The organism is Bacillus cereus group sp. MYBK15-3, assembly GCF_051916765.1.
In the GTDB taxonomy this organism is placed as follows: Bacteria; Bacillota; Bacilli; order Bacillales; family Bacillaceae_G; genus Bacillus_A; species Bacillus_A cereus.
Genome location: NZ_JBQAHG010000001.1, coordinates 206,999 through 225,887 on the forward strand (window position 1 = coordinate 206,999; position 18,889 = coordinate 225,887).

The following is an 18,889-nucleotide window of genomic DNA, read 5'->3' on the forward strand; positions in this document are numbered from 1 at the left end:
TTAAGCCTCAACCTTGGATACTCGTTTGAAACCAGTCTTTATTGCTTGTACTATTTCGTTCACAGCATAAATAGATACATCGGCATTTGGATTTAACCCTTCAAACCAGTGATAGGCATTTGGATATAAATGAAACTCCACATCAACACCAGCTTGTGCTAGTTTGCTTACATAGGTTAATGTTTCGCTGCGGAATGGATCTAATTGACCAACAAATGTGTAAGTATACGGTAAGTCACTATAATCCTCAGCTCGAGAAGGTGCTGCATAGGCAGGGATTTGATCCGTTCCATACATTTCTCCTAAATACATTTTCCAGCCAGCTTCATTTGCCTTTTGGTTCCAAACAAATCCCTCTTTAATTTCATTCGCTGAAGGTGTATCATTTCTGTCATCAATCATTGGATATAGTGGCATTTGTAAACAAATTGAAGGATATTTTCGATCTCGTGCTAATAATGATAATGCTGCTGTTAGTCCACCGCCAGCGCTTACTCCTGCAACCCCAATTCGATTCGAATCAATGTTTAATGACTTTGCATTATCAGCAATCCATTTTAAAGCTGAATAACAATCCTCAATTGGTGCTGGGTAAGGGTGTTCAGGTGCTAAGCGGTAGTCTACAGACACAATCACACAGCTAGCTTCTTTTGCAAACCTCATACAAGTATCATCGTTATCATCTATCGACCCTAAGATATAACCTCCACCATGTATCCATAATAAGACAGGTAAAGATTCATGATTTGATTTTGGACGATAAATTCGTAATGGTAACGGATTATCATCAGGCCCAACAATGACTTTATCTGTTAAAGAAAGAGAGTCATCAACAACGGTAGGTGGTCTCATTTGAGCTATTCCTTCTCTGATTGATTGCAAATTTTCTGGGCGTAAATCGAGATCCGGAAACATCTCTAACCCTTGTAATAACTCTGGATTTACTCTAGTTTTCATTTTAGCACCTCTATTTGTAATTGTTTTCAAATAAATGAAGTGTATTCTAAGTAGTTTAATTGTGAAAGAACACCACAATTAAATTGTAAATTGGATATGTTATAACGGTCAACAGAATATTCGGAAATTAAAACCTTTCTCAAGAAGGAGTTTCATGCAATCAATAATACAAGTAGTGGATTTAAGAGCAAAGTGGTTTAATGTCGTTGTAATTATGTACATTAGAAAAATTTATTTTTGAGTCTAGAAAAGGATTAGATTCTTTTCTAGACTCATGAAGAATTATGAAAAGCAAAATTTTATAGATAGTTACCTTAAAAATAAACAAAAAGAGAAGAACTAACCAATGTTCTTCTCTCTTTTTCATATGTAATTAGGGTATCCATAACTGTAAATACGGATGGTATAGATTTATGGATGAATAATTTATTTTTAAATTAATAACGTAATACATAAAGATTTTTGTATGTAATATTGCATATACAGGGACCACTGGTGAAAATGCTGAGCAATGTTTTTCCATATGGTAAATTAGTTCCTTATTTATTTTATTTCATTTTCAATCGTGTAAGGCTTGGGGCTAAGGTTTACAAAGGTGACTAGTAAAAAATATAACAATATAAGTATAAGATTTTGTACTTAGTAATCTCACAATTTAAGGCATGACATTGGATAAGTGTGAGGAGTTCAATCGATTTTGAATAAAATCAATAGTATCAGTTGCAATTTTTTTACGTTTAAGAACGATCCCGGCATGCCCGCATGTATAAATATATCGTGTAGGTTTTTCCCAAGCTTCCCACAAGTAGTCTGTATCCTCAGAATGCACATATAGATCATGCTTACCTGAAATTAATAAAATATTTTCTTTTTTTACTTTTGGCAATGCTTGACTCGGTTCAGTGATTTTCCAATAATCTATTAAATCATCATACGTAACACCATGATGTTCCAAGTCTTCTCTAATAAATTTACCTGGAGTTGTATTCCAAATAGAATAAGAAAGTCGATTTGCATAGAAAATGGATGCTAACACATCAATTTCTTCTTCAACAAGAGAGGTTAAGTTAGTAATAAATCCGCCTAAACTAATTCCTATTAGAATCAGGGGCCCCTTTTTATTTGCTTTAATCCATTTAATCAAAGCTCGTAAATCAGCTACCGCTTGTCTAGTTGCTTGTAATGTTCGTTCAATATTTGCACTTACCATATACTCTCCACTGAATAAGGATTGATCGGGTTTTCTTTCAAAATGATAGGGTAGAGTGAAATAATACATATTCCACTTCAGGCTGGTCATATGATCGTGGAATATTTTTTTCACACGTTCGTTAGAATCCATTCTCCAACCGTGAACAAAGATAACATGAGGTGCATTTTCATTTTTATGTAAGAATAATTCCCCAGTTACAGAGTCGTTGCGTGAATCACCGGATTGAACCGAACTTTTATAGTTGAATTGCCCAACCATGTATTCATTTTCCTGCTTTGAATGCTTAATGTCAAAATGAAAATGTGATGGTTTTACTTTATAAAAAGATTCTATGTTCTTTATATTTAATGAAGTGTTAGAAAGGGAAGTAAACTGAAATGCTACACTTCTTTTTTTGTGTAAATCATATAAGGCGTACCGATCAATGAGTTTTGAAAAAATCAAATTAACCTCCTCCAAAATACATATTGTTTAAAACATAGACAAAATTTATGTTTTAAATTAATTAGGAAATATTCTCTTTTCCTAATAGTAGGTGCTTGAATTATAAAAATAGGTGATAAATTTGTATATTATATTATAAATCGTGCAATAAAATAAAACTATAAATAATTTATATTAAAATTTAAGAAGAATGTTAACTTGTTTCTTTTCTTATTAAAAGATGTAATTTCTATGAGGAACTTAAATTCCCATCTAGATATTCACAAATAGCTTCTCTATATTTATTGTATAGAAATTATACAATAAATATATTTTTTATATTATATACATTAAATTAAGCTTAACCTCTCTTTTCTATAAGTCTCTTAAATTGACTAACTCCTTACCAATATTCAAAAACGACTGCATTTTTGAATTTGTGTTCTAGTTTTTCTTGAACAGGTAAATGAATAACTACACATAAACTCCTTATATCTCTAGTTAAACTACCGATTAGCTCCATATAAACTCTAGATAACCTATATAGAATACAAGTTATCAAGGAGGTAAGAAAAATGAATTTTATGAAACGAGCAATTCTCAGTATGAAAAAAAGGATAGGAACATCATTAATTTTGATGGCAGTTTTTCTGATTGTTACAAATTTGGTTCTTTCAGGTTTCACAATCCAAAGTGCATCAAAAAAAGCAGCGGATGCTGCAAGAAAAAAACTTGGTGCAGATGTTACTTTAGGTCTTGATTTCGACAAAATAGGTCAAAAAGCTAAGGAAACTGGAGAAATGCCAAATCCGCCGCAGCTCGATGCAAAAGAAACAGATCAATTAGCGAAGTCCAAGTATGTAAAAGATTATAATTACATAGCTAACACTTTCGGTATTTCTGATGGGCTTAAACTAGTAGGAGCTTCAGAAGGAGAAGAAGAAGGAAAAGGTAAAGTGGGAATGACGGCTGCGCGAGGCGGTTCAAGCTCTGGTACAGAAATAGATATGAATGCTTCTTTTATGATTGAGGGAGTTCGCAAGACTGCATTACAAGAAAGCTTTAAAAACGGAAAAAGTAAAATCATTGATGGAAAACCAATAACAGAGCAAATGAAAGATCAGAATGTAGCTTTAATGGAAAAACGATTAGCGGAATTAAACAATTTGAAAGCAGGAGACAAAGTTAAAGTACAATCAGGGGATAAGAAGGAAACTCTTGAGGTTGAAATTATCGGCATTTACGAAACAAATGAGCAAGCAATGGGTCAACAGGCTCCTCCTATTATGGATCCAGCTAATAAACTATATATGCCGCATTCAACTATGAAAAAATTAGAAGTAGACCAAGGTATAAGTAGTGGTCAAGTCGTGTATTTCTTGAATGATCCACAATATATTGATGCATTTAAAAAAGAAGCAAAAAAATCTAACATTGATTTTAATTATTATAAATTAGATGCGCATGATTCATTGTACAAGCAAATGATTGGTCCTATCGAAAATATCTCTTCGACTTCTCAAATGATTATTTATATTGTATCGATTGCAGGTGCAATTATTTTAGGATTAATCATTATGCTATCAATTAAAGGACGTCGTAAAGAAATGGGAATTCTATTGTCTATTGGAGAGAAAAAGTGGAAATTGATAGCGCAATTCGTAGTAGAAGTAGTGTGTGTCGCTATTTTAGCATTTGGATTATCCATAACAACAGGAGCTAAAGTTTCTCAATATATCGGAGATAATTTACTTTCGAATGAAATTGCTACTGCAAGCGAAGAAACAGATACTTCGCAACATGGTACTGTAATGATGGCTGGATCTGGTGGTACTCTACAAAATCAAAAAGAAGAACCAATTGATAAAATTGATGTAAGTGTAACAGGAGAAGATGTAGGGAAAATGGGTGGAATTGGACTAGCTATTGCTATAATAGCAACGCTTCTTCCGGCATTATCTATTCTACGTTTAAACCCAAAACAAATTCTTTTAAAAGATGAATGAGGAGGCTTACTATGGAGACGATTTTACAGTTTAAAAATTTGGATTATTATTATGAAAGTAATGGAAAAAATGTAGCGATACTAGAAAATGTTAACTTTTCTTTTCAAAAAGGACATTTCTACACGATTTTAGGACCATCTGGATCTGGTAAAACCACAACTCTAAGCTTAGGTTGTGGACTAGATGTCCCTAAAAATGGTTATGTACTGTATAATGGCAAAGATATTAGAAAAATTGGTTTGGATCGATACCGTAATCAAAATGTATCTGTAATTTTCCAATCTTATAATTTGATAACCTATATGACAGCTCTTCAAAATGTCTTAACAGCAATGGAAATTACGGGTGTTAAAGTGCAAAATAAAACAGCAAGAGCATTAGAATTGTTAGAAAGGGTAGGACTCACAGAAGTTGAAGCGAAACGAAACGTCCTGCAACTAAGCGGTGGACAACAACAGCGTGTAGCAATTGCTCGAGCACTATCTTGTAATGTTGATTTACTGATTGCAGATGAGCCGACAGGAAACCTCGACGAGGAAACCGCAATGGATATAATAGAACTATTTCAAGAACTTGCACATAAAGAGAATAAATGCATTATTGTTGTGACGCACTCACAGGCGGTTGCTAAAAAATCAGATCGTGCAGTGTATTTAAGTAAGAAGAAGTTGGTCGTAAATGAAATCTAATATAAACATCGTAGTTATTTAATTCACATAATTTTCGAAATCTACACCTTTCAAAAGTTTATATTTGATTTATAATAATATCAAGCCATAATCAAAATGGTCTCCCTGTACTGAATGTTAAAATAGTTTGTCGTTCCCGTTTTAATAATATTTGAAAAAGAACTTGTAGGATATTCTACAAGTTCTTTTTATTATAATTGGTTACCTATATCATGGGATAATCACATATGAAAAACGAGACAGTACCTAGATATATAATCTAAATGCTGTCCCGTTTAACTGTGTATCTGTATAGTTATTGCAGAATTAAACCTACAATCATAATTAAACTAAATACTATTATCCAACCAAACGCACAATAGCCAAAAATTCTAATCCATTTAGGTAATTGATTCATGTTAATTTTATTTGAGGGAACTCCCTGCATAGAAAACATCATTTTTTGATCTCTATCTCTATTATTTTGTTGTTCATACATAATATCATCACCTTTCCAGAACTATTGCGTTTATAGTATATCAGCCTAAAGAAAATTATGTACAGAATAAGAGGGGATAGCATAAATATTATGTGGTGAATTTTATAAATAAATGCATTTAATTGCCATGGTTCTAAGCGCTAATCCGTTATAAATACTGAAAAAGAGCACTACATAAATAGGACTCTTTTTCTTCAAATATTAAGTTGCTGGATATAAATCAGAACCAAGGTAACGTTCTTTTATAATTTGAAGGTGATGAAGCTCATGACCAGCAATGATGTATGCTAATGCACGAACTGTAACTTCAGAATTATTCGCATTTCCTCTTTGTGACCAAGCTTCTTTATCTAAGCTTCTAAGTAAATACAAGGTAGATTGGCGAACAACTATTAAATTCTCAAGAAGATTTTGCATAGATTGCTTATCAAAACCAGCTCTAAGAACATACATATCATCAAATGAAAAACCTGTTAATAAATTTATACTTACTACAAAAACAAACAAACTCGTCCTATTTAAAGGAGAGTTTGTTTGTTTTTATGTTTAGATAATGGAATACTCATGTAAAATTGCACACTATGTTCCATATTTTTTATTGAATACTTTATATCTAGCGTTTCAAGAATTTGCTTAACAATATATAGCCCTAAACCATTTCCTCCAGTATTTCGATTTCTTGATTTTTCAATTCGATAAAATGGTTTGAAAATTTGTTGTAAATCTTCATCTTTAATATTGACACCTGTATTTATAATTTGCATTTCGATTTGACCTTGTTTCGAATCCTCACTTAACTTTATATAGACTTTTTCATTATTTGGTGAATACATAACCGCATTGTGAATAATATTTTTACATGCTTTTTCTAAAAGAGCACAATCGGTATAAATAAAAAGGTCAGAATTAATTTCTTTTATTATTTCGATGCTTTTTTGAGAAGCAAAAAATTCAAGATCTTTTGTGATTGCACCTATTAACTTTGAAGGATTAACTTCCTCTACTTTTAGTTTGAAGGTGTGTTGTTCTAATTTCGATACGCTTAAAATTTCACGAACTAATTGTTCCATACTTTCAATAATTTGATGATTTTTCTTTAAATATTGATCGCGATTTTGATAAGGGCCAATATTGTATATCATTCCTTCTAAGTATCCTTTCATTACAGTAAGAGGGGACTTTAATTCATGTGCTACAATCGCAAAAAACTCTCTGCGTTTTGTTTCTATTTCTCTTTCTTTTTCAATATCATTTTTTAATTGTTCATTTGCTTTTTTCAAATCAAACATAGCTTGTTGCAAGTTAATAGACATGTCATTCAAACTATTAGATAATTCTCCTAACTCATCTGTAGAGCGAACCTCAATTTTTTCGGAGAAATCTAAATTTGCCATCTTTTGTGCACCTTCATTAATATAAATAAGTGGCTTTGTAATAAACCTGGAATAAAAATAAGCACTTCCTATACCAATAACGAGCACAATGATACTAATATAGGGGAGAAAGCGTACTAAAACCTGTGAAGCTTCATCAATCGGTTGAAATGTAGCAAACACTATAAGCGTTAAACTACCATCTTGAAATTGAATTGGTTTCGTAACGTTATATGAATTGCTAAGGGTACTTGCATTCTCGAATCGTGTTGCTTTAGTAACTACTGTTTTTTGCGTACCACTTTGAATAAAAGAAAATGAAGGAGAGTAAATAATTACTCCTTCTTTATTTTGAAGATAAAGCATCGCATTATTTTTTTTGGCGTATTCATCAAAAAGTGGTATCGCATCTTGAAACATAAGATTTTTAGATTTATCAATGATTTCGTTTATCCCTGTTTGAAGTTGATCTGTTTTATATTGCTCATAAAACGTCGGAAGAAAGAAGTATAAAGTTAAATAAATCAATACTGCAAAGGATAATAAAATGAGAGATGTAGTCATAAAGAGTTTATAAGTAATTTGCTTCATTTTCATGAGTTTCACAATACTATTCATCAATTTTATATCCAATACCCTTTATTGTTTTAATATAAGGGATAGCTAATTTTTTGCGTAGGTTTTTAATATGTGTATCAATTATTCGTGTTTCTCCAAAATAATCGTAACCCCAAACCTTTTCAACGATATTTTCTCTTGTGAGTACTTTTCTCTCATTTTGAAATAGTAGTTGTAGAATTTCAAACTCTTTTGTCGTTAATATAATTTCAACGTCATTTACATATACTCTATATGCATCCACATCAATACGCACTTCTTTAAATATCAAATGATTATTTACATTTTTATCATAACTTCTTCTAAGTACAGCTTCGACTCGTCTAATCAAAACATGAAATGAAAAGGGCTTTGTTATATAGTCATCGATCCCAAGGTCGAATCCTTTCATTTGATCTTCCTCTTCTTCCAACGCAGTTAGCATAATAATTGGTACATTTGACTGACTTCGGATCATTTTAGAAACTTCAAACCCATTAAGATTGGGCATCATGACATCTAGAAGAATTAAATCAAATGATTGCTTATTAAATTGTGTCATACCCTCTAGTCCATCTGAAGCGACTACCACTGTATAATGCTGTGTCATTAAAAATTGTTTAATTAATTCCTGAATTTCTTGATCGTCCTCTACCACGAGAATATGATAGTTTTTCATAATATCACCTCTGGTAGTCATTATAGCCGTACTATCTGGAGTTTATGTGGAGATACAATAGGAACTTCATAGGACGTTTAACGTAGTAGCTCCATTTTCAAGATTGTGTATTCTCCATAAAAAAGTATTATTACCCATATTCCTTTTTTATAGAGAAATATTTGTGCGCTTGAAAAAACTTATTATATAAAAAGCTAAACAATTAATATTTACAAAAAACTAATGTATAATAATGTAAATTGCATGTAGTTTTTTAAACTGTTTGAACATATACTTTTGATACTTTACTAGAAGGGGAAAGGGAGATGAATTTAAATATAAAAGAAGCCAGCGAAATTTTAGAGCTTACGCCACAAATTTTTTAGTTTTTTTGCTAATTTAGTAAAGGCCTAAGGTGCAAACAAGGGATTATTTAAATCATGTGAGAAAGGTTGTGAAATTATTTGATGGGTTATAAAGCGATGCTGTTTGATTTAGATGATACGTTAATTGATAGGGATAAGGCAGTAGATAACTTGTTTTTATTAGTTTTAGAAAAATGTTATGAGGATGTTAGTGATACAGTCAAAAACAATATGTTACAGAAATTCAAAGAATACGATAAAAGGGAATACGGCATTAGTGATAAAACGATAGTTTTAGAATCATTATTTGATGAATTCGCGCCGAAATATAGATTGCCACACAATTATATCCAAGATTTTTGGAATGAAAATTTACCTAAATGTTTTTCAATAGACCAAAATACTATTCATTTCTTAAATCAAATAAAGAAGCACTTTAAAGTTGGAATTATAACAAATGGCTCAACGCATAGACAAAAAGCTAAAATAATTAACACGAATTTAAACAATTACTTTGATACGATTATTATTTCTGAAGAAGTAGGATTGAGTAAACCTGATAAACGTATATTCGAACTAGCATTAAATAAGCTTAATGTGCAATCAGAAGATGTATTATTTATTGGAGATGACTTAGAAAAGGATATTGCTGGTCCTCAAAATGCAAATATAAAAGGTGTGTGGTTTAACCCTCAGAAAATCAAGAATACTACCAAAATACAACCATATGCCGAGATTAACACTTTGGATAGTTTGTTAAGTTATATTACTCCACAATATTTTTATAACAAGTAAAAGTAATTCTGTATATACATATTCAAAAATACAAAAAAGAGAAACTATCATTAATTTCATTGACCGTATTAGTAATGAAAAATATATATTTACAATAAAAATAGAGGCAATTTTTTATAGCTGTGGCTAATTTAATCTATGATTAATACGAAGTTTTGTAAAACAATTTTACTCGTACTGTGTAAATTGAAAAACTAAGTACATTAAAGTAATAATTATATCCTGCTAAATTCCCCCATTGCACTTAGTTTATAATTATATACGATATAGAAGAACTGATGTTTGTGGTAAACTAAGAGATGAATAAAGGGGGAGTTTTCTTGAACAATTTTAATAATATAATCCAAAATTTAAATAATATAGTTTACAAACCTAACAATTTAATGATTACGAATCTAAAAGAAGAAAAGCAAAACGCAGAATATGCAGGATGTTTATTCCACTTAAATAACAAAACCATTCGTTTTAGAAAATCAAAAGTTACACCTAATAAAACTGGTCAATTTGTTTCTTTTTGGGAGAAAGATGAAAATATGCGAAATAGAGCGTTCTCTTATAAAGCTGCTCCTGATTTATTAGTAATCACTTGTATTGCTGATAATAAACTAGGACAATTTATTTTTCCTAAAGAGATTCTTCTTAAAGAAAAAATATTGAGAACACAAAATCAAACAGGGAAAATGGCAATGAGAATTTATCCTGTTTGGGATACCACTGTTAGCAATCAAGCTAAAAAGAGTCAAATGTGGCAACTTCAGTATTTTGTTGATTTAAGTGATAGTAATAATTTGCCTATAGATAAACTATTAAATTTATATTCGTAGCTTTTGATCTACTCCAAAAAGAAGTAATTACAGAAAAGGCATTTGTAATGACGCCTTCTATTAATTTACCCCGTGAATCGTAATTTTTGTACCGGTACAGTTAAATGAAATGTACGTTGTTACAGTGCCTCTTAAAATTTACAATCAGCATATAATATTTTAACTTATACATTTTAAGGGGTGCTGACTATGACAAGTCTACAACATAAGCTTTTTACAAGATTGAATCTTGCAAAGCGTACTGAAGTGAAGTTTGAAGAATTGAATACAATTCTCTTTACATTTGCACACACTATACCATTTGAGAATTTAGATGTTATAGCACGAAATACGAATCAAATCTCTCTGGAAAACTTACGAGAGAAAATTTTAACTAGTTCCCGTGGTGGACTTTGCTACGAATTAAATACTCTTTTTTACTATTTCTTAAAAGACTGTGGCTATGATGTACAACTGGCATTAGGTACGGTGTATAAAAATGATATAAATGCATGGGCACTGGAGGATGGCCATATAACAATTATTTTAACTTATGATAATCTACAGTATTTAATTGATGTAGGTATAGCTTCGTTAGTACCTCTTGTTCCTGTACCTTTTACTGGCGAGTCTGTTTCTTCAAAAAATGGTTCGTACCGAGTGAGACGAAAAGATACAAGTAAAGGAAATTATGTTTTAGAAAGAATAGATACTGATGGAGAATGGAAAATTTGTCATGCTTTTTATAAACCTAATATTGATGAGATAGTAATAAACGATGTTCAAAGAAGAGTGATAGAAGATGAGAAGTCTATTTTTAATAAAGGACCAATTGCAGTAAAGTTGACGAACTCTGGTCATATTTCATTAACGAATACAAGTTTAACTGAAGTTGTTCATGGGGAAAAAACTAAGCGTGAAATTACAGAAGATCAATATAAAGAGTTTTTATATACTTTATTTGCTATTAAGTTATGAATAATAAAGATAGCCGGTTCTTATTCAGAAGCGGCTATCTTTATTATTTTTGGTGTAAATGGTTTTCTTCTAATATGTTTCGGAAACTGCGGTATAGTTAATGTTTTTAATGTTTCCTTTGGCATAAAACCACCCCATCTAGTAAAGAATTATATTCTTTTGCAGCAGAATAATACGATTTAAAGTTGATTTTCTTAATACATATAATACACTAGAACAGTACGCAAAAGTATGTACAATGAATTTTGAATGTAAAGGAAGATTAATATGTCAGTTATTGATAAATTGAAACTTAATAAGTATACAAATATGGTCGTTATTAACGAACCAAGTGATTATGACATTTTTACAGGTAAAGAAACTGCATTCTCAAAAGAACACGATGCTATCTTTATATTTGTAGAAACGCTTGATGAAATGGTGAAACAAACGAATTTTATTATTAGTAATGAAGAATTACTAATTGAAAAAGGTTACGTATTCTTCGCATATCCGAAAAAAGGTAATGCTCGTTATAGTACGTTTATTCACCGTGATGAGATGTTTCCGGCATTAAACGTTGGAGAAGATGGTTATGTGGGAGAAAGCGACATTAAATTTGCACGAATGGTAAGTATGGATGAAGTCTTTACTGTTGTAGGTTTAAAACGCGAGAAGAAAAAAACAACGAAAACATCTGCTATGAGTCAATGTGTTGCCGATTATGCAGATCGAATTAAAGATGTTGAAGCATTATTAGCTAATCATCCGAATGAACTTAAGTTTTATCAAAGTTTAACGCCTGGATATCAGAAAGATTGGGCACGTAATCTTTTTTCTGTAAAACAAGAAAAAACACGTGAAAAACGTCTAGAGAAAATGATAGAGATCCTTTCACAAGGCTATAAAACAATTGAATTATTCCGTAAGAAGAAAAAATAATGATTAAGAAAGTCACAATGCTGCAACAATTAATTGTGATGAGTACATTGAAAAAAGCATTCCTTCCATTATACTAAGGAATGTTCTTATAGTTATATAATTAGTAAAAGAGAAAAGGTGTTTGAAATGAAATCGTATATTGTAGTTGGATCTGGAATTTTAGGAGCGTCTACTGCTTATCATCTTGCTAAGGCAGGTGCGAATGTTACTATCGTGGATCGCCAACAATTAGGACAAGCAACTGATGCAGGAGCAGGTATTGTATGTCCATGGCTATCGCAGCGTCGTAATAAAGCATGGTATAAAATTGTTAAAGGCGGTGCACGTTACTATTCTTCGTTAATTCAGCAATTAGAAGAAGACGGTGAAACTGACACAGGATATAATCGTGTAGGTGCAATTAGTGTACATACTGACGAGAAAAAGTTAGATCAAATGGAAGAGCGAGCTTATAAACGACGTGAAGATGCCCCAGAGATTGGTGAAATCACTCGCTTATCAGCTGAAGAAACAAAAAAATTATTCCCAGCATTATCAGACGAATATAGTTCTGTTCATATTAGTGGTGCTGCACGAGTAAATGGAAGATTATTACGCAATGCATTAATAAGTGCTGCGAAAAAACATGGTGCAACTTTAATAAAAGGCGATGCCATATTAGTCCGTGAAGGAAATCATATTACGGGAGTTACAGTAAACGATGAAACAATCTTAGCGGAAAAGGTTATTGTAACTGCAGGCGCATGGGCGAATGAAATCTTGAATCCATTAGGAATTAATTTCTTAGTTACATTCCAAAAAGGACAAATTGTTCATCTGCAAATCGAGAATACAGCAACAGAAAATATGCCAGTTGTTATGCCACCGAACGATCAATATATTTTAACGTTTGACAATGGGCATGTCGTAATTGGTGCAACACATGAGAATGATACTGGTTTCGATCATCGTGTAACAGCAGGTGGTTTACATGAAGTATTCCATAAGGCATTAGCAGTTGCACCTGGCTTAGAAAATGCTACAATGCTTGAAACGAGAGTTGGATTCAGACCATTCACACCAGGATTCTTACCTGTTATCGGACCACTACCTAACTTTGAAGGAATTCTCGTTGCGAATGGATTAGGGGCTTCGGGTTTAACAGCTGGTCCATACCTAGGAGCGGAACTTGCTAAACTAGCGCTCGGACAAACGATTGAATTAGATTTAAATGATTATGATGTTGCTGGCGCAATTGAATAATATAGGGTACTGCTAACATTTAGGAAAAACCATGCTAAACAAATTCGACAAGGAATAAGCAGTTTTCCCTCTGTTAAGAGTAAGCCTGTTTATGAAAAATAAAATTCTTTAAACATAGAAGGCCGACATTATAAACCTGCATTAATAATGTAGAATTGTGATGTCGGCTCTTTATTTATATTTATTTAAAACTTATTTTTGAGAGGAGCTTAAGCAATGAGAGCGCCATATCAAGTATTGATATTTCCTTATATAAAAACTGCCGATTCTATTCAATATGCTATTTTCAACCGAAGTGATTATGGTTATTGGCAAGGAATAGCTGGTGGCGGAGAAGACGGTGAGATTCCTATTGAATCAGCAAAACGGGAAGCGTTTGAAGAGGCTGGTATTACAAGAGAATGTCCATATATACAATTAGATTCTGTGTCTTCACTACCAGTAGAGGATGTAGTTAGAGGATTCCTTTGGGGAGAAGAGGTTTATGTAATAAAAGAATTTTCTTTTGGAGTTAAAGTCCCTACAAAAAACATATCATTATCTAAAGAACACTTTAATTATAAATGGTTATGCTTTGAGGAAGCAGTAACGCTTTTGAAATGGGATAGCAACAAAACAGCATTGTGGGAATTAAACAAAAGACTATTAAAACAATAAAAGTTTTTGCTAACAAAAATAGTTGTGGAAGAAGAATTGAACCATTAACAAACCCTTGCTACACTTCTAAACAATATTTTATAGATTTGGCATGGGTAATGAACGAAGAGAACTTGCACTAAGAAAAGCCCTATACAGTTGCCTCTGAAAAAATGAAAATAGTTAGAAATATTTTTATATCGTACGGTTTTTGGCTATGAATAACGGAATAAATATTAAGTATTCAACAGTTCAAATAAAACGAGTCAGCTTTTTATTTTAGGAAGAAAGCTGACTCGTTTTATGCTAAAATTCGCTTAGTGTATATTTTCGTTAAAATGTGGGTAGGCCCCCTTTTAGCAAAACCGGAGTGGGAATGATGAGTATAAATAGTTTTGTGGGATTGATAAATGACGAATTATTAAAAGAGGTAAGTATAAGAAGTGAGGATGAATTCGAGCCTGTAGTAGTTAAAGATATTCCTAGACTTTGGAAGTGTTTAGGAACAGGTAATTATGCCGCAGTATTCATGCACAAAGAATACAAAGATTGGGTAGTGAAAGTTTACGTGCGAGAAGGAGAAGGAATTGAAAAAGAGTCAGAAGTATACCGAAGAATTGGAGATCATCCTTCTTATTCAAAGCTTATATATAAAGGGAAAAATTTCATAGTATTGAAACGTTTAAAAGAAATTACCTTATACGATGCCCTTCATAAGGGGATTAAAATTCCTAAGCAGGTGATCCTTGATATAAATAAAGCTTTAGAGTATGCGAGGGAACAAGGATTAACTCCTTGTGATGTTCACGGGAAAAATGTGATGATGGAAAAAGGAAGGGGATATGTAGTCGATGTATCTGATTTCTTAAAAACAAAAGAAGATAGTAAGTGGAGGGATCTAGAAAAGGCATATTTCACCTTTTATTTTCCTTTCATTTATAAATTGCCTTTCTCTGTTAAAATACCGTATTTTATGTTAAACATTGTTAGACGTTCGTATAGAAAATATAAGAAGCTTAAAAAGAACTTCAAATTATAAAAGGACCATATATGTTCCTGAAAACGAGTTAAATTCACATAAATAACTTTAGAAAAATTTCAAATTTTGTTTAGGGGCTATTTCAAGACCTTAGCTTGCTGAGCATGTGATGCTACCTCAAAATATAAAAAGATTAGGAGTGAACCCTAATCTTTTTATTTATACATATTTTTGTTAGTTATATATATCACTATCAATTCCAAAACGGGATATTTTGAATAAATGAAACCGTCAAAATAAGTGTTGATGCGGAACCAGCAGTTACTAAAGTTACTATTTTTCGTCCATTCTGTTCTTTTGAAGGTTTTATAAGTTCTGTAATTAACACAATCCATATTATGATAGAAACTATTGAAATAATATTTATAGACATATGTAACACATCCCTTCTTGTTTTCACATAAATATTGCTTCTTTTATAAAATAAAAGCAATTTAACAAGAAAATATGTAACGCATTAAAAATCAATATTTTCCTGTTAAACCACCTTTTTTAAATAGAAATACGACTGATAAAACGATAACAACAGCCTTCAAACTGCCCCAATATGGATAAATAGCATGATCAGTTAGACTAGCATGCTGAAAAATATTCTCTAAACCGAAAATTCCTATCATGACTGCTAAAAGGAATGAAGCTGATCCATACATCCCTTTACGATAGAGGGTAAATAAATAGACTGCGAAAATTAGTGGTAAGATGATTTGTAGTACGATTATCATAGTTCGTCCCCCAGATTATTTATAATTATATTATATACAAAATTGTAATAAAAAGGAAGAAAACTTATTTGATACTAACAGAACTACTCTAATCATATTCTTCTATAAAAAAGAAGAAAAAGGGGTGTACAGTTAATTGACAAAAGTTAAAGTTAGTTTACGACCCATTGTTCATAACGTAAATTTACCAACTGTATTGAAAACAACGATACTTCCAGGTGAATCGACCGAAAGACTATTTATCGCAACTCAATTAGGAGAGATTTTTTACATAGGGGACGGAGTTATAAAGACATTTTTAGATATTCGTCACCTAATTATTAAATTAGGTAAATTTGAAGAAGGTGTTTCTAGTAGCGGTTATGATGAACGCGGATTGCTAGGACTTGCGTTCCATCCACAATTTTATCAAAATGGGTTATTTTATCTTCATTATTCAGTAGCCGGAACTCAAGGACCAGGTGCACTTTCTGAACAATTTAAACCGAATCCTTGTGACCCTAAAATGTTAAATTTGAAGTGGGTTAATAGAAATACGCAATATGATCACATTGATACAGTGGAAGAATGGACTTTACAATCTAATGGTCAAGCTCAAAAGCGACGAACATTACTGAATGTAAGAAGACCATTTTTTAATCATAACGGAGTCAATAGTTTAAACTTTTCACCTGAGACTGGAAAACTTGTTTTTACAAATGGAGATGGTGGATCAGGTTATGATCCATTTAATTTAAGCCAAGATGATTTAGAAATAGCAGGAAAAATAATTGAAATCGATGTAAGTAAAAATACATTTATAAATAACCCTCCTGTAGTTACACGCTTTAATGAACTTCCTTTATCTATACAAGAAACACTTACAGTAATTGCAAAAGGAGTACGTAATATAACCGGCATTTCATTTCAAAGGTTTTATAATCAATATATCAAATACGCCGGAAATGTCGGACAAGATATTGTAGAGTCTATTTTTTCATTTGTTCAATATAAACCTATACCGGTAACAGAACTTGTTCAAATGCATTTTATGAGGTTAACTCCCAATCAAGATGGGTTTATCAATTTTGGGTGGCGAGGATGGGAAGGGGATTTACCTACTTCTTTTATACGACATTGTTCTGAGAATCAGACTTTGGATGAGAGAACGATGGTTTATTATGATGAAACAATACAAACTTCAGTGAAGCGTATTCTGCCTCTACTTAGTTATTTTCATAAAGATTCTAGAACGGATAAGTTTGGAGGAACTTCACTTACAGGAGTTCAGCCATATATGGGAAATGCAATTCCAAATTTAACAGGTAGCGTTGTTTTTACTGACCTTGCGAAGAAAGGAGAATCCCAGTCTCCAATTAAGGGTGTTTTAGCCTATACTAGAGCAGGTACAGACGGTAAACATGCTGACTTTTATGCTATTGAAACCAATTATGATTTTGGTACGCAAGCAGCTTATTATATGAGTTTAGGAACAAATTCGAATCAAACTAAGTTATATTTAGGAGTTTACAGTTCTATGAAAGTAACTGATTTTAACAAAGGTACCATTTTTGAAATTATTCCTTGATACGATATAAATTCTCAGTTTAAAAACATAAAGAGTTTATTCTGCTTCCAAAACGCACAACTTGACTTGTCCCCCTAAAAATCTTCAATCTATAAGTATCTATTTTATATAGTGATTTATAACTAGTAGAAAGCAACTCATAAACCATAAGTGTATGAATAATATAGAAAGTAATGAATGTGGTATCTTTAGGGGGTATTTTAATGAATTGGTTTGTACGTTATTGGTATCAACTGATGATAGAACATGATACGAGCTTTGTTCATAAAAGAAAATTGTCCCTTGCGAATAAGTTAGTACTTACAGCTTTGATGAGTGCATTAGCCACCATGTTTCAAGCAGCTGGGAACTTAGTTCCTGGTATAGGTTTGCTCATTAGTCCATTTTCGACATTACCGATTTTTTTTGCTATTTTTTATTCTATTCGTGAGGGAATACTTTCTTATATTCTTACTATTTTTCTATTATTTATTATTGAGCCCAGTGAACTAATTGTCTTTCCTTTTACTACAGGCTTATTAGGTCTAGCCTTAGGAGTATCCTTTTTAAAATTAAAGAGGAGAATTTGGATTGTTTCTTTTTCAGCAACTTGTCTACTTATAGGTATTATGATCGTTCTCGATGTTTTCCACTTTCCGGTACTTGGTCCTGCTGTTCATACAACTATGGATATAAAAATTATTTTATCAATATTTATAATGAGCTTTCTATACTGTTGGATTTATGCAGGTTTTTGCAGAATAATGATGAATAGATTATATAAAGTGTTGTATTGACAATGGCATAATGAGGATTGGAGATTGAATTCATGACTAACGTTGCAGTTAGACGACCGAATTTGAATGATGTAGATGAACTATATTTATTTTTCCGTATAGTTATTACGAATACATACAAAAATGAAGGATTGTCACAATTATTGGATGACATAGAAAATGAAATTAACTCAAAAAAGCAGTATTTGAAAAGTGATTTTGATAGTAACGGAGAAAGTCGTTACTTTTTATTAGCAATTGATACAAGTAACAATAAAATCATTGGAACAATCGAAATCGGTCCAGCAAGTACATTGATTAATAGTTGTACAGGTGGTGTGCTTAAAAATTTGTATGAAATAGGAACTGTATTCATACTTCCGGAGTATCAAAGAAAGGGAATAGGGAGTTTATTACTACATACAATGTTTCTTACATTACTTAGCAGAGGGATAACAGAATATTGTTTAGATAGTGGATATAAAAATGCACAAAGTATATGGACGAAAAAGTTTGGAAAACCTAACTATGTATTGAAAGATTACTGGGGAGAATCCAGTGATCATATGATTTGGAAGAAAAGTTTACATGATACACCTATAATATTTGAATTATAAAATGAAATATGCCTCTGAACATAGCTTTTCTTACTTATGTATGCTATTATTTATC

At 31.8% G+C, this 18,889-nt stretch carries 19 protein-coding genes and 1 pseudogene; 12 read left to right on the plus strand and 8 right to left on the minus strand.

What is annotated here, in order from left to right; genetic code table 11:
- Together ACTFR8_RS01135 and ACTFR8_RS01140 are read right to left on the minus strand one after the other, a co-directional pair.
- Window positions 1-957: an alpha/beta hydrolase gene (locus ACTFR8_RS01135; RefSeq protein WP_000857941.1), complete on the minus strand. Its 957-nt coding sequence runs from the start codon at window positions 955-957 to the stop codon at window positions 1-3.
- A gap of 655 nt (window positions 958-1,612) precedes the next feature.
- Entirely contained in the window at window positions 1,613-2,614 is a 1,002-nt protein-coding gene (locus tag ACTFR8_RS01140) for an alpha/beta hydrolase (RefSeq protein ID WP_098378657.1), read from the minus strand.
- A 554-nt stretch (window positions 2,615-3,168) separates the two neighbouring features.
- On the opposite strand from ACTFR8_RS01140, the gene ACTFR8_RS01145 reads away from it, so the two are divergent.
- Window positions 3,169-4,599: an ABC transporter permease gene (locus ACTFR8_RS01145; protein ID WP_100619959.1), complete on the plus strand. Its 1,431-nt coding sequence runs from the start codon at window positions 3,169-3,171 to the stop codon at window positions 4,597-4,599.
- A gap of 11 nt (window positions 4,600-4,610) precedes the next feature.
- A complete protein-coding gene (locus ACTFR8_RS01150; RefSeq protein ID WP_000447862.1) occupies window positions 4,611-5,288 on the plus strand; it encodes an ABC transporter ATP-binding protein in 678 nt (225 codons plus the stop codon).
- Between the two features lie 295 nt (window positions 5,289-5,583).
- Here ACTFR8_RS01150 and ACTFR8_RS01155 read toward each other — a convergent pair whose 3' ends face one another.
- From ACTFR8_RS01155 to ACTFR8_RS01170, 4 genes and pseudogenes are all read right to left on the minus strand, one after another.
- Window positions 5,584-5,766, minus strand: coding sequence for a hypothetical protein (locus tag ACTFR8_RS01155; protein WP_000273229.1), 183 nt, complete (start codon window positions 5,764-5,766; stop codon window positions 5,584-5,586).
- A 201-nt stretch (window positions 5,767-5,967) separates the two neighbouring features.
- Window positions 5,968-6,243, minus strand: a pseudogene (locus tag ACTFR8_RS01160) (DinB family protein); the annotation flags it as partial.
- 41 nt (window positions 6,244-6,284) lie between these two features.
- Window positions 6,285-7,757, minus strand: coding sequence for a sensor histidine kinase (locus tag ACTFR8_RS01165; RefSeq protein ID WP_001084888.1), 1,473 nt, complete (start codon window positions 7,755-7,757; stop codon window positions 6,285-6,287).
- On the minus strand, window positions 7,750-8,415 hold the full coding sequence (locus ACTFR8_RS01170; protein WP_000800727.1) for a response regulator transcription factor: 666 nt from the start codon (window positions 8,413-8,415) through the stop codon (window positions 7,750-7,752). Before ACTFR8_RS01170 ends, ACTFR8_RS01165 begins: the two co-directional genes overlap by 8 nt.
- A 446-nt stretch (window positions 8,416-8,861) precedes the next feature.
- Here ACTFR8_RS01170 and ACTFR8_RS01175 point away from each other — a divergent pair, with 446 nt between their 5' ends.
- From ACTFR8_RS01175 to ACTFR8_RS01205, 7 genes are all read left to right on the plus strand, one after another.
- Window positions 8,862-9,554 (plus strand): HAD family hydrolase, encoded by a 693-nt coding sequence (locus ACTFR8_RS01175; protein WP_044584521.1) that lies wholly within the window; start codon window positions 8,862-8,864, stop codon window positions 9,552-9,554.
- Window positions 9,555-9,874: 320 nt separating this feature from the next.
- Window positions 9,875-10,378, plus strand: coding sequence for a MepB family protein (locus tag ACTFR8_RS01180; protein ID WP_001058867.1), 504 nt, complete (start codon window positions 9,875-9,877; stop codon window positions 10,376-10,378).
- Window positions 10,379-10,567: 189 nt separating this feature from the next.
- Window positions 10,568-11,335: an arylamine N-acetyltransferase family protein gene (locus ACTFR8_RS01185; RefSeq protein WP_000202771.1), complete on the plus strand. Its 768-nt coding sequence runs from the start codon at window positions 10,568-10,570 to the stop codon at window positions 11,333-11,335.
- A gap of 267 nt (window positions 11,336-11,602) precedes the next feature.
- Window positions 11,603-12,256 carry a YdeI/OmpD-associated family protein gene (locus tag ACTFR8_RS01190; RefSeq protein ID WP_000110844.1) on the plus strand — a complete coding sequence of 218 codons (654 nt, stop codon included), beginning with the start codon at window positions 11,603-11,605 and terminating at the stop codon, window positions 12,254-12,256.
- 126 nt (window positions 12,257-12,382) lie between these two features.
- On the plus strand, window positions 12,383-13,498 hold the full coding sequence (locus ACTFR8_RS01195) for an NAD(P)/FAD-dependent oxidoreductase (protein ID WP_098396073.1): 1,116 nt from the start codon (window positions 12,383-12,385) through the stop codon (window positions 13,496-13,498).
- A gap of 216 nt (window positions 13,499-13,714) precedes the next feature.
- The gene (locus ACTFR8_RS01200) at window positions 13,715-14,155 is read left to right on the plus strand and encodes an NUDIX hydrolase (protein WP_001202587.1); all 441 of its coding nucleotides are present in this window, start codon (window positions 13,715-13,717) and stop codon (window positions 14,153-14,155) included.
- 358 nt (window positions 14,156-14,513) lie between these two features.
- The gene (locus tag ACTFR8_RS01205) at window positions 14,514-15,173 is read left to right on the plus strand and encodes a serine/threonine protein kinase (RefSeq protein ID WP_144608018.1); all 660 of its coding nucleotides are present in this window, start codon (window positions 14,514-14,516) and stop codon (window positions 15,171-15,173) included.
- 193 nt (window positions 15,174-15,366) lie between these two features.
- On the opposite strand, the gene ACTFR8_RS01210 is transcribed toward ACTFR8_RS01205, so the two are convergent.
- Window positions 15,367-15,546: a hypothetical protein gene (locus ACTFR8_RS01210; protein WP_000026325.1), complete on the minus strand. Its 180-nt coding sequence runs from the start codon at window positions 15,544-15,546 to the stop codon at window positions 15,367-15,369.
- A 91-nt stretch (window positions 15,547-15,637) separates the two neighbouring features.
- Window positions 15,638-15,895, minus strand: coding sequence for a hypothetical protein (locus ACTFR8_RS01215; RefSeq protein ID WP_000587701.1), 258 nt, complete (start codon window positions 15,893-15,895; stop codon window positions 15,638-15,640).
- 136 nt (window positions 15,896-16,031) lie between these two features.
- Between ACTFR8_RS01215 and ACTFR8_RS01220 the strand changes: the two genes are divergently transcribed.
- From ACTFR8_RS01220 to ACTFR8_RS01230, 3 genes are all read left to right on the plus strand, one after another.
- Window positions 16,032-17,462 (plus strand): PQQ-dependent sugar dehydrogenase, encoded by a 1,431-nt coding sequence (locus tag ACTFR8_RS01220; protein ID WP_044584519.1) that lies wholly within the window; start codon window positions 16,032-16,034, stop codon window positions 17,460-17,462.
- A 203-nt stretch (window positions 17,463-17,665) separates the two neighbouring features.
- Window positions 17,666-18,238 carry a hypothetical protein gene (locus ACTFR8_RS01225; protein WP_001103993.1) on the plus strand — a complete coding sequence of 191 codons (573 nt, stop codon included), beginning with the start codon at window positions 17,666-17,668 and terminating at the stop codon, window positions 18,236-18,238.
- Window positions 18,239-18,270: 32 nt separating this feature from the next.
- A complete protein-coding gene (locus ACTFR8_RS01230; protein WP_000185963.1) occupies window positions 18,271-18,834 on the plus strand; it encodes a GNAT family N-acetyltransferase in 564 nt (187 codons plus the stop codon).
- Window positions 18,835-18,889: the final 55 nt, after the last annotated feature.